12 protein-coding genes are annotated in these 12,786 nt (G+C 38.8%); 8 read left to right on the forward strand and 4 right to left on the reverse strand.

Annotated elements, in window-relative coordinates; genetic code table 11:
- Positions 1-38: 38 nt before the first annotated feature.
- From atpD to LB467_RS09120, 4 genes are all read right to left on the reverse strand, one after another.
- Entirely contained in the window at positions 39-1,553 is a 1,515-nt protein-coding gene (gene atpD / locus LB467_RS09105; protein WP_224473720.1) for a F0F1 ATP synthase subunit beta, read from the reverse strand.
- Between the two features lie 267 nt (positions 1,554-1,820).
- The gene (gene glmS / locus LB467_RS09110) at positions 1,821-3,668 is read right to left on the reverse strand and encodes a glutamine--fructose-6-phosphate transaminase (isomerizing) (protein WP_224473721.1); all 1,848 of its coding nucleotides are present in this window, start codon (positions 3,666-3,668) and stop codon (positions 1,821-1,823) included.
- Between the two features lie 16 nt (positions 3,669-3,684).
- Positions 3,685-5,250, reverse strand: a complete 1,566-nt coding sequence (locus LB467_RS09115) for a DUF4270 domain-containing protein (protein ID WP_224473722.1) — start codon at positions 5,248-5,250, stop codon at positions 3,685-3,687.
- A gap of 13 nt (positions 5,251-5,263) precedes the next feature.
- A complete protein-coding gene (locus tag LB467_RS09120; RefSeq protein WP_224473723.1) occupies positions 5,264-6,076 on the reverse strand; it encodes a glycogen/starch synthase in 813 nt (270 codons plus the stop codon).
- Between the two features lie 110 nt (positions 6,077-6,186).
- Between LB467_RS09120 and panC the strand changes: the two genes are divergently transcribed.
- From panC to LB467_RS09160, 8 genes are all read left to right on the forward strand, one after another.
- Positions 6,187-7,044, forward strand: a complete 858-nt coding sequence (gene panC / locus LB467_RS09125; RefSeq protein WP_224473724.1) for a pantoate--beta-alanine ligase — start codon at positions 6,187-6,189, stop codon at positions 7,042-7,044.
- Between the two features lie 3 nt (positions 7,045-7,047).
- On the forward strand, positions 7,048-7,398 hold the full coding sequence (gene panD / locus LB467_RS09130) for an aspartate 1-decarboxylase (protein ID WP_075325574.1): 351 nt from the start codon (positions 7,048-7,050) through the stop codon (positions 7,396-7,398).
- A gap of 4 nt (positions 7,399-7,402) precedes the next feature.
- Entirely contained in the window at positions 7,403-8,368 is a 966-nt protein-coding gene (locus LB467_RS09135) for a lysylphosphatidylglycerol synthase transmembrane domain-containing protein (RefSeq protein ID WP_224473725.1), read from the forward strand.
- A 37-nt stretch (positions 8,369-8,405) separates the two neighbouring features.
- A complete protein-coding gene (locus LB467_RS09140; RefSeq protein WP_224473726.1) occupies positions 8,406-9,554 on the forward strand; it encodes an alpha/beta hydrolase in 1,149 nt (382 codons plus the stop codon).
- Between the two features lie 19 nt (positions 9,555-9,573).
- A complete protein-coding gene (gene radA / locus LB467_RS09145; protein ID WP_224473727.1) occupies positions 9,574-10,938 on the forward strand; it encodes a DNA repair protein RadA in 1,365 nt (454 codons plus the stop codon).
- A 64-nt stretch (positions 10,939-11,002) separates the two neighbouring features.
- Positions 11,003-11,245 (forward strand): hypothetical protein, encoded by a 243-nt coding sequence (locus tag LB467_RS09150; protein WP_224473728.1) that lies wholly within the window; start codon positions 11,003-11,005, stop codon positions 11,243-11,245.
- Between the two features lie 8 nt (positions 11,246-11,253).
- Positions 11,254-11,493 carry a type II toxin-antitoxin system RelE/ParE family toxin gene (locus LB467_RS09155; RefSeq protein WP_224473729.1) on the forward strand — a complete coding sequence of 80 codons (240 nt, stop codon included), beginning with the start codon at positions 11,254-11,256 and terminating at the stop codon, positions 11,491-11,493.
- 111 nt (positions 11,494-11,604) lie between these two features.
- Positions 11,605-12,738, forward strand: coding sequence for a M23 family metallopeptidase (locus LB467_RS09160; RefSeq protein ID WP_224473730.1), 1,134 nt, complete (start codon positions 11,605-11,607; stop codon positions 12,736-12,738).
- The last annotated feature ends 48 nt before the right edge of the window (positions 12,739-12,786 follow it).

Raw genomic sequence — 12,786 nt, forward strand, 5'->3', positions numbered from 1 at the left:
ATACTGCTACTGCCAACTCAGTACTGTTTGCTATGTTATTAATCTTCTTCAGCCAACATTTTCTCTCCGGCCTCGATCGCTTCTTCAATGGTTCCTTTAAGGTTAAAGGCAGATTCCGGAAGGTGATCTAATTCCCCGTCCATAATCATATTAAATCCTTTAATGGTATCCTTAATATCAACCAAAACTCCTTTTAAACCGGTAAATTGTTCGGCTACGTGGAAAGGTTGAGAAAGGAAACGCTGCACACGTCTTGCACGGGATACGGCAAGCTTATCTTCTTCAGAAAGCTCTTCCATACCAAGAATAGCAATAATATCCTGCAATTCTTTATAACGCTGTAAAAGCTCTTTTACACGTTGTGCACAATTATAATGATCGTCACCTAAAATATCGGCAGTAAGAATTCTTGAAGTAGATTCTAAAGGATCTACTGCAGGATAAATACCAAGCTCGGCAATTTTACGTGAAAGTACTGTTGTAGCATCCAGGTGGGCAAAAGTTGTTGCCGGCGCGGGATCTGTCAAGTCATCTGCAGGTACGTAAACCGCCTGTACAGATGTAATAGATCCGTTTTTAGTTGAAGTAATACGCTCCTGCATCGCACCCATCTCTGTTGCCAAAGTGGGTTGGTAACCTACCGCTGAAGGCATACGTCCAAGAAGTGCAGACACCTCTGAACCAGCCTGTGTAAAACGGAAAATATTATCTACGAAGAAAAGAACGTCTTTCCCCTGGCCTTCCCCGGCACCATCACGGAAATACTCAGCAATGGTTAATCCAGAAAGTGCCACACGAGCACGTGCTCCAGGTGGTTCGTTCATTTGTCCGAATACGAAAGTAGCTTTAGAATCCAGCATAGCAGTTTTATCTACTTTTTTAAGATCCCATCCGCCTTCTTCCATAGATTCAGAAAAAGCATCACCGTATTTTATAATACCAGATTCAAGCATTTCTCTAAGAAGGTCATTTCCTTCACGAGTACGCTCTCCTACCCCGGCAAATACTGAAAGACCACCGTGGCCTTTGGCAATATTGTTAATCAATTCCTGTATAAGTACTGTTTTACCAACACCGGCACCACCAAAAAGACCAATTTTACCACCTTTTGCATAAGGCTCAATCAGGTCAATTACTTTAATCCCGGTAAATAAAACCTCTGTAGAAACAGATAAGTCTTCAAATTTTGGCGCTTCCCTGTGAATGGACATACCAGCTTTTCCGGCCTTTGGCAGATCACCAAGTCCGTCAATAGCATCACCTACCACATTAAACAAACGGCCATAAACTTCTTTACCAACCGGCATTTGAATAGGCGCTCCTGTTGCTACTACTTCAACCCCGCGGCTTAAACCATCGGTAGAATCCATAGAAACTGTTCTCACTGTTTCTTCACCGATGTGTGATTGCACTTCTAAAATTAAAAGGGAACCATCTTTTCGGGTGATTTCCAAAGAATCATAGATTTTTGGCAATTCAGCATTCTCTGAGTCGAACACAACATCAACTACAGGGCCAATGATTTGGGCAACTTTACCTGTTACTTTAGACATTATTTAATTCTTTAATGTTTTCGTATTAAAAATTTCTAAAAAACCCAATGTAATAATTCACAATGTGTTAAAATCGAACAAGGGTATTTTCAGGCTGCAAAGATAGTTTTTTCTAAATAAAATCATACCCCTCTTAAAATAACTTTTTTGCTCATTCTTAAAGCTGGCAAAAATAAGTTTTAATGTATTATTTTAAATAAAAAAAATCCCTCCTGAAATTTTCAAAAGGGATTTAAGTAAAATTATATTTTATTTAATTCGGAAAGTTTACTCAACAGTTACCGATTTTGCCAAATTCCTTGGCTGATCTACATTTTTCCCTAGCATTACCGCAATATGATACGATAATAACTGAAGCGGAATTGTTGTAAGAAGTGGCGTTAGCGGCTCCAAAGTTTCAGGCACTTCAATCACGTGATCAGCAAGATCTCTTACTTCCTCATCACCTTCAGTAACAATCGCGATAATCTTACCTTTTCTCGATTTGATTTCCTGGATATTGCTTACTACCTTTTCGTAATGCCCTTTCTTGGTTGCAATAACCACAACCGGCATTTCTTCATCGATAAGTGCGATTGGGCCGTGTTTCATTTCGGCAGCAGGATAACCTTCAGCATGTATATAAGAAATCTCTTTTAACTTAAGAGCGCCTTCTAAAGCAACCGGGAAGTTAAATCCTCTACCTAAATAAAGACAGTTTCTTGCGTCTTTATAGATATCGGCGATCATTTTTATATGCTCATCAGCTTGCAATGCTTTTTCAATCTTACCCGGAATGCGTTCTAATTCCTGCAAATAAATTCTGAAATCTGTATTAGAGATCGTCCCGTTATGTTTTGCAAGTTTTAGCGCCATTAAAGTAAGCACCGTTATTTGCGTAGTAAAAGCTTTTGTTGAAGCTACCCCTATTTCAGGGCCAGCATGGGTATATGCTCCGGCATTAGTTTCCCTGGAAATAGAGGAACCAACTACGTTACAAACACCAAAAGCAAAAGCACCTTTTTCTTTAGCAAGTTTTATAGCCGCCATAGTATCAGCAGTTTCCCCACTTTGGGAAATAGCTATAATTACATCCTTTTCTGAAATAATAGGATTACGATACCTGAATTCTGAAGCATATTCTACTTCTACAGGAATCCTTGCAAGCTCTTCAAAAATATATTCGGCCACCAACCCGGCGTGCCAACTGGTACCACAGGCTACTATAAGGATACGTTTTGCATTGGCAATACGCTCCAGGTTATCATCTACCCCAGCCATTCTTATTAAACCTTCATCAGGCAACATTCTACCACGGTAGGTATCTTTAATTGCTGTAGGTTGTTCATGAATTTCTTTAAGCATAAAGTGCTCATAACCACCTTTTTCTATTTGCTCAAGATTAAGCTGCAATTCCTGAACATAAGGATCTACCAAAGTATCGTCTTTAATCTTCCTAACCTTAACCTCTTTACCTCTTCTCACCACAGCCATCTCCCCGTCTTCCAGGTAAATTGCATTGTTGGTATATTCTATAAACGGAGAGGCATCTGAAGCTATAAAAAATTCATCCTCTCCAACTCCAATCGCAAGCGGGCTTCCCAAACGGGCCACTACGATCTCATCGGGTTTGGTTTTATTATAAACCGCTATAGCATAAGCTCCAATAGTTTGGTTTAATGCAATTTGGACTGCCTTACCAAGCTTAACGTTTTCGTTAATAATCACATCTTCTATAAGGTTCACCAAAACCTCAGTATCGGTATCACTTTCAAATGTGTAACCACGGGTTTTTAATTCCTTCTTAAGAGCATCGTAATTCTCTATAATTCCGTTATGGACAATTACAATATCACCAGAATTTGAATAATGCGGATGAGAGTTAACATCGTTTGGCACCCCGTGGGTCGCCCAACGTGTATGGCCAATCGCCACATTTCCATTGGTGGTAATTGTTTTTTCAAGTTTTTCTTTTAGATCGGCAACTTTACCCTGTGTTTTACAAAGTTTCAGCTCCTCTCCATCATAAATGGCAATCCCGGCACTATCATATCCACGATATTCCAGTCGCTGGAGGCCTTTTAAGACAACGGGATATGCATCCCTATGCCCAATATATCCTACAATTCCGCACATAGTATATTGGTGTTATTTAATTATTAATTTCTGTATAGAATATTCTAAGTTTTAATCTCTTTTCTTCATCGGCAAGATTACCATGCAACACAGTTCCTTTTGGGCTTATAACCCCCATCACCGGGTAAAATTCAACATTTTCAGAATTTCTAACTGCTGAATTATTCGTGATATTTATGTTTTGTGTAATCGCCAGTCCTAATCTCACATTATCGGTTTCATTTGTAATAATATTGGTCACATGCTGAGTCACATTAAGCTTATAAAAAACTCCATTTTCATCTTCATCGATTTCCAGGGGTGTAGAAAATGAAGAAAGTGAGGTTCCCGGATTATTTTCATTACCATCCTGCACAAAATTCAAGGCAAAATTATAATCAGCTATAACTCTATTATCATCCAGATTATAGAGATATAAACGGGTTGGTTCATCAATTCCACGAACAAAATCCTGATCTACATAGAAAGTAAGGTTTGCTTCGTTTATTAACCACTCATTTTCCCTGAATGCAGCTATTTGCTCCTCATTTTCAAAAAGCTCGATCACTGCCATACTTCCTTCTCCTCCATTCAGGAAAAGTTTTTCAGCTCCAGAATCTTCATCGGACTCGCCAATTGCCTGTAATACATCTGCGGGATAATCTCCTAAAAATGTATTTATAATTGTACTCCCAAAATTCAATTTATAATTTCTGGGATTTCTTACCGTTTCAATGGTACCATCCTCTGCGGTATTCTCTACCTCTGTGGTATAAAAAAGTTCGATTCCGGCATCAGAACCCTGAAGATTAAACAAAATCATAGTGCCATCTTCGGCAGTTGCTTCAGCCTTAATAAACATTCCCCGCAGGTAATTTTTAAAATTATTGTTATTGCTAAGCACGCTTGAACCTTCCTTGTCTATTATTTTTTGCTGAAAGTAATCTACTGGAAGTTTTATCCTTAAGGCCGGACCTGAAGAAATAGTATCCTGCTCCCCTTCTGCATTTTCCTCGTAAGAAACAATAGCTTGCGTAGAGGGTATAAAATTATCATTTTCATAAATCACTTCCCCAATAAGGTTTTGTTCAAATAATTCCTGCTGATCAGAATAATAACGTTGCCTATCCTGAAAATCTGCTGAAGGATCCAAATCGCTTAGGAAGTAATTAGACTCCTGAACAGATATTTTTATTGGTGTATTTCCGTAAACGGAATCCAAAGCATATTGAATATTACCATCTTCGTCTGAATCCAATTCAGTATTAAAATAAGGGATAGTTAATACAACACTATCAAGTTCTGGAGCTACCCCAAAACTAGGGTTGTTCGTAGGTAAGGATACCTGGCTAAGTATACTTGCAGTAGATTGGCCATAAATTGGATGATTGTTTACTCCAAGTAAATGGTTACCCAAATTATTGGTTTGTACTGAATTGATCTTTTTACTGTAAGCCCTTACTTCAACTTCTTCCAGCTCAAGGTTACTCGGGTTTTCTATAATTTCACCGCCAACGGTACTATATTCATCGTCACAGGCCACAAAAGCAAAAACAACAACAAATAAAGTTGCTGTTCTATGCATCATTTTCATTAAATTCATTCGATAAAAATTTCTATTCAGATAAAACTTTGTTAGTGTAAAAATCCTGATAAGCCTGACTAAATTCTTCCCTGTTCTTGTAGGGAAGCACCGGCTTATTAAGCTTGCCTAAGTATTTTGAGAGATCTTCAGGAATGTTTTCACCTGCAGTAATTATCGCATCTGAATGATCTGCCGCAAGCTTCATTAAATTAATAAAGTTTGGAGTTTTTAAATGTTTTACATCTTGTTTTTCCATCCCGTCATACAATACTTTCTCCTGCATATTCTCATCTAACGTTCCTTCGAAGTCTTGATTGTATACAGAGGTAACAATTTTCGCGCCACTAAATAATGGCTCATTGCCGTAATAACGTCTAAGGTATAACGGAAGCAAAGATGCCAGCCAGCCATGAACGTGAATAATGTCAGGAGACCAGTTTAATTTCTTAACGGTTTCTATTACTCCTTTAGCAAAAAAGATGGCGCGTTCGTCGTTATCTTCAAACATATTGCCTTCTTCATCGGTAAGAGTAGCTTTTCTTTTAAAATAGTCTTCGTTGTCTATAAAGTAAACCTGCATTCTCTCTTTTGGGATCGAAGCCACTTTTATAATTAACGGCATATCCAGGTCATTAATCACCAAATTCATCCCCGACAGTCTGATCACTTCGTGCAACTGGTGGCGACGTTCATTGATGTTACCAAACCGGGGCATAAAAATTCTGATTTGCCCTCCAATATTATTTACCATTTTTGCGGCTTCAAAAGACGTGGATGATATTTCGGTTTCAGGCAGGTAAGGAATAACTTCAGATGATACGTACAATATCCTCTTATCTTTCATAAATAGATTGCTTTAATTGCGATTGCGAACAAAAAACACGCAAAATTACAAAAATTTATGCAGATTGCTGGTAATATATTAAGTTTGCACGCTGTTAATTTTATAATAAAATGCAGGTTTTCAAAGAAAAAACCCCTTTAAAAGCGGCTATTAAAGCCGAGAAATCCAAAGCTAAAACCATTGGTTTAGTACCTACTATGGGTGCCTTACACCACGGTCATTTATCTTTGGTGAAACAGGCTTTACAAACCTGTGATCAGGTGATTATCAGCATCTTTGTAAACCCAACGCAGTTTGACAATCCTGCCGATCTCGAGACATACCCACGCACCTTAGAAGAAGACATAAAACTACTGGAAGAAGCCGGTGAAACCCTTTGGGTTTTTACTCCCACAGCTAACGAGTTATACGGCGAAAATATAAGCTCTGAGCAATTTAATTTTGATGGTTTAGAGCAAGTAATGGAAGGAAAGTACCGAAGCGGACATTTTGACGGAGTAGGAACCATAGTAAAAAGATTATTTACCATCGTAGAGCCACATAAAGCTTTTTTTGGGGAAAAGGATTTTCAGCAATTACAAATTGTAAGAAAACTAACCGAAAAAGCAGAGCTTCCGGTAGAAATAATAGGTTGTCCCATCTTAAGAGAAGATAATGGTTTGGCAAGAAGTTCAAGAAACGAAAGATTAAATACAGATCAGCGTGAAAAAGCTTCTTTTATTTATCAAACCCTCCTAAAAACCAGGGAACTATTTGGCACAAAAAGTGCAGATTATATCCACAATTGGGTAAAAGAGCAATTTAAAAACCATCCCGTTTTAGAATTGGAATATTTTGAAATTGCCAACACCCAAACATTAAAAAAAATTAACCGAAAAAGAAAAGGTAATACCTACCGCGCTTTTATCGCTGCCTATGCCGGTGATATTAGGCTAATAGATAATATTGCTTTAAACAACGAACAATAATCTATGCAAGTTCACGTAGTAAAATCTAAAATACACAGAGTAAAAGTTACTGGTGCCGACCTAAATTATATTGGAAGTATTACCATTGATGAAGATCTTATGGAAGCCGCCAATATTATTGAAGGGGAAAAAGTTCAAATTGTGAATAACAACAATGGTGAACGTTTGGAAACTTATGTAATCCCCGGACCAAGAAATTCGGGCGAGATCACACTAAACGGTGCTGCCGCCAGAAAAGTAGCTAAAGGCGATATCCTAATCTTAATCGCTTATGCGATTATGGATTTTGAAGAAGCAAAAGCATTTAAACCTTCCCTGGTTTTTCCTAACGAAGAAACCAATCTTTTGAGCTAATCAGTTGAATAAAAAGACAGCCAACATACTTAAAATTATACTCCCATTATTATTGGGAGTTTTTTTAATCTGGTATTCACTAAAAAGCGCCACCCCGCAGGAACGAGAAGAGTTATGGCAAAATATTTTAAATGCCAATCCCTGGTTTCTATTTCTTTCTATGCTTTTTGGCGGACTTTCGCATCTTTCGCGGGCTTACCGCTGGAAATTTATGCTGGAACCTATGGGTTACAAACCCAAACTGGCCAACAGCTTTATGGCAGTTATGGCCGGTTACCTGGCAAATTTCGGGATCCCCAGATCGGGAGAAGTGTTGCGCGCAGCCAGTCTTTCTTCTTATGAGAAAATCCCTTTTGAAAAAGCTTTCGGAACCATTATTTCTGAAAGAATTGCCGATGTGGTGATTATGCTTAGCATCACAGCATTCACTTTATTGCTACAAACCGAATATTTATTGGCTTATTTTAAAAACAACGACATCAACCCTTTAACCAGTGTCGCCATACTTTCAGCACTTTTATTTGTTGGTATTTTAGTGCTTCAATTTATTAAAAAGTCTCAACTCTCTTTTTTGGTTCGCATCAAAAAAATGGCCCAGGGACTTTTAGAAGGAATGCGCAGCATACTCAGAATGAAACAAAAATGGGCGTTTATTTACCATACCTTGTTTATTTGGTTAATGTACATTTTGATGTTCTATGTAATTATTTTTGCAGTTCCGGGCATGGAGAAAACTGATTTTTCTGTGATTATGGCCGCTTTTGTAGTAGGATCTTTTGCGATTTCAGCCACAAATGGCGGAATTGGCGTTTACCCGGTGGCAATTGGTGCTATTTTAGTGGTTTTCGGGATCACTAAACAAAGTGGAGAGGCTTTTGGATGGATTACCTGGGGTACGCAAACCTTGCTGGTATTGATCCTCGGCGGACTTTCTTTCATATTCCTTCCTATTTTCAACCGTCAAAAATAATATATATCTTGTGTTGGTTAAACAAAACCTAACACCTATGGTAAAAAAATTACTCATTTTTGTGCTGCTAGTGGCGCCGCTTCTAAGTTCAGCACAAACTCTTTACGAAACGATTTCTTCCGAAAAACTCGGCGAAACAAGGGAAATCAAAATTCAACTCCCACGAAATTATGATGGAAATACCGAAAAAACTTATCCGGTAATTCTCGTACTCGATGGCGACTACCTGTTTGAACCTATGGCGGGTAATGTAGACTATTACTCCTATTGGGAAAATGCGCCCGAAATGATCGTGGTAGGCATTAACCAAAGCAAATCCAGAATGGATGATGCTTATTACGAAGAGCGAAATTTTCTCCCGGCAGATAAAGGCGCTGCCTTTTTTGAATTTCTGGGAATGGAACTTATGCAGCATTTAGATAATAAATATCAAACTTCAGATTTCAGGGTAATTGCAGGTCACGATTATACCGCAAATTTTATTAATTATTATTTGCTGAAATCAAACCCAATTTTTGATGGCTACATTAACCTAAGCCCTGATCTCGCACCGCCAATGGCCGATCGTATTAGTAGTGCTCTGGCAAAGTCCGAATCGAAGAAATGGATGTATTTAGCCACCGGAACCGATGATATTCCGCAGCTAAAGCAGGGAATTGAAGATTTAAACTCACAACTTGCGGCCGTAGAGAATGATTTAGTGACCTACGAATTCGATAATTTTGAAAACGCAACCCATTATTCCCTGGTTGGGAAAGCAATTCCGTCGGCGTTGGAGAGCATATTCAAGGTTTACAGACCAATAAGCAAAAAAGATTACAATGAGCTTTTGCTGCAAACTTCAGTTTCTTCAGTTAAATTTTTAACCGATAAATATGAAAGTATAAACGAGCTTTTCGGGATTCAGAAAAAGATTAGGCTGGAAGATTTTATGGCCGTTCATAATGCTATTGAAAAAACAAGACGTTGGGACGATTATAAAGATTTAAGCCAATTAGCCTATGATAATTATCCGGGTACTATGCTTGGGACATATTTTGAGGCCCGTTATGAGGAAGAAAACGGAAATCCAAAGAAAGCGATGCGCACCTACCAAAATGCTTACGGACAAAAGAAAATCGCCTTTCTTGACACCGATTTTATGCTTGCTAAAGCCGATGCAATTAAAAAAGATTTCGGTTATTAGCGGGAAAAATCAAAGCTAAATGGCCAGGGTCAAATCAACGTTTTACTGCCAGAATTGTGGCAGCCAGTATGCAAAATGGCAGGGCAAATGCAGTGCCTGTGGTGAGTGGAATACCATTGCCGAGGAAATTGTAGAAAAGCCCGATGCAAAAGACTGGAAATCTCCCAGCGAGCGGGAAGCAAAACGTACTGCCAAACCTTTAAAAATAGCTGAAATTGAGAACAGCCCTCAAAACCGATGGCATACCGGCAATAACGAGCTGGACCGGGTTCTGGGCGGCGGACTTGTTCCGGGATCGCTCACCCTACTGGGCGGTGAACCGGGCATTGGAAAAAGTACATTGCTACTGCAAATTTCACTTCAGTTAAATTATAAGGTGTTATATGTTTCCGGGGAAGAAAGCCAGCAGCAAATTAAGATGCGGGCAGAACGTATAAATCCCGTTGCCGCCAATTGCTATATCCTTACCGAAACCAAAACCCAGAATATCTTCAGGCAAATTGAAGCTATCCAACCTGAAGTAATCATTATAGATTCTATACAAACCCTGCACAGCGATTATATTGAAAGCGCACCGGGTAGTATTTCCCAAATCAGGGAATGCACCGCTGAACTTATTAAATTCGCCAAAGAAACCAATACGCCTGTTATTTTAATTGGCCATATCACCAAAGAAGGCAGCATTGCCGGGCCAAAAGTACTGGAACACATGGTAGACACCGTCTTGCAGTTTGAAGGCGACAGAAACCACGTGTACCGAATTCTACGCGCGCACAAAAATCGTTTCGGCTCTACCCACGAACTCGGTATTTACGAAATGCAGGGCAGCGGATTACGGGAAGTTTCCAATCCCTCGGAAATTCTAATCTCCAAAAACGACGAAGATCTAAGCGGAACAGCAATTTCAGCCACTTTAGAAGGAATGCGGCCACTTATGATTGAAATTCAGGCCCTGGTTAGTACTGCGGTTTATGGAACTCCGCAACGTTCGGCAACGGGCTATAATGTAAAAAGACTGAATATGTTACTGGCGGTTTTAGAAAAACGTGCCGGTTTTAGATTGGGCGCGAAAGATGTTTTCCTGAATATTACCGGCGGAATTAGCGTTGACGATCCCGCGATAGACCTTGCCGTGATCGCTGCGATTTTATCCTCAAATGAAGATATTTTTATTCAAAAGGATATCTGTTTTGCCGCTGAAGTTGGACTAGCAGGAGAAATCAGGCCCGTTACCCGCATAGAACAACGAATTATGGAAGCCGAAAAACTCGGCTTTGCCGGAATTATGGTTTCTAAGCAAAGTAAGATACCAAAATCAAACTTCAGTATCAATATTATAAAAGTGGCCAAAATTGAAGATGTGGTAAGCCATTTGTTTGAGTAGACTCTTTCTTCCATTCTTTAATTAACGAAAATATCGTAATTTAATTTGACTCAGAATTTTCGTTATGAAAGCTGATGAATTGAAAAAGAAGATAATAGCCTATATTGATAATGCCGAGCCGGAATTGTTGAATAAGCTTAGTGATGTGATAGAGAATTACCAGAAAACTAAGGCTGTTGCTTATACCATAGAAGGCAAACCTTTGACAAAAGGAGAGTATGAACAGGAATTGAAGATTGCCAAAAATGAAATTAAAAAGGGGAAATTTACAAGTCAGGAAGACTTAGAAAAAGAAGCTGAAACCTGATAATGGCTATGCTCAGGATAATTTGGTCTTCAACTGCAAAATTAAAACTTCAAAAAATACACGATTATTTCAAGTTTGAGAAAAAAAAGCCTCAGGGAGCAAAAGCTGTAATTCGGGACATTTTAAAAGCAAGTAGAGAAACCACCTTTCCGGAACAATATCAAATAGACGAAATAAACCCGAAATACCGCAGAATTATAATTCGGCATTATAAAATAATTTACGAAGAGGAAGATGCTAGTATTTAAATCTTAAGAATTTTTGATACCCGATAGAATCCGGAGAAGCTAAAAGATTGAAAAATCAACGCTTCTAATCTGGCACAATTACTGCTCCATATTGTCCGGAAACGAAAGACAATGAAGCAGATAAAGATTTTAAGCCTATTTTTAATTTTAATTATTTCCGGTTGCTCGCAAGTGAATAAAGCATCCGATTTTATTACCAATCCAACCTCAAAAGAACAGTATAAACGTGATTATAAAGTTTCAGATGAATTGTTCACCATTTGGGAAAATTCCGCTGAAACCGCATTTCAGGATAGTGTAGTAATTAGTCTTCCCTATGCTGAAACCGGTAAATTTTTTCCTAAAAGTTTTTCGGTATATTCTTATGAAATTGAACTCCAACCCGGGGAAGTTTTCAATTTAAAAGTAGAAACCGATTCTACCAAACACCTCGTTTTTGTTGAACTTTTTGAAAAAACCGGAGATACCATTCCAAATTTCGAAAAGGTAAAATCCACCGAATTTCAGAAGAAAAATTTAAGTTTTGAAGCTGAAAAAGCTGCGACCTACAAAGTGGTAATCCAACCCGAAATTGAAGCAAATAGCCCGTTCACATTTAAAATGGAGAAAAATCCAGCTTATCTTTTTCCGGTAAGCGCAGGGGTTAATGCGAATGTACAAAGTTACTGGGGCGCAAATCGTGATGGTGGCGCGAGGAGCCACGAAGGGATTGATATTTTTGCAAAAAGGGGAACGCCCGTGGTAGCCGCAACAAACGGAAGTATTGGTTATAAAGGCGAAAAGGGGCTTGGCGGCAAACAAGTTTGGCTGCGTGACCGCAAGCGTAAACAGTCGCTTTATTATGCGCATTTAGATAGCATTGCGGATGTTTCCGGAAATGTAAAAAGGGGCGATACCATAGGTTTTGTAGGTAATACCGGAAATGCCAGGACCACGCCACCACACCTTCATTTTGGAATTTACAAAGGTTACCGCGGCGCGATAAATCCCTTGCATTTTGTGTATCAAACCAGTTTGATTGAAACCGATGCTGAAAGAATGGATAGTATTCCGCGCAACCTGATTGTTAATAGCATTACAGCCAATCTTAGAAATAAACCAACAACATCAAATTCCAGGATTTTAAGAACCTTAAAAGCCCTGGACACGATCCAATTTCTAGGGAAAACAAACGAATGGTTTCATATTAGGACCTTTGCAAATAAAGCTTCTTATATCCACCAAAGTTTGGTGAGACCAATTTAATTTTTGCGTCATCCTGAATTTATTTCAGGATCTAATTCTCTAGAATTA

Origin of the sequence: Salegentibacter tibetensis, from assembly GCF_020164485.1 — a bacterium.
GTDB lineage: Bacteria > Bacteroidota > Bacteroidia > Flavobacteriales > Flavobacteriaceae > Salegentibacter > Salegentibacter tibetensis.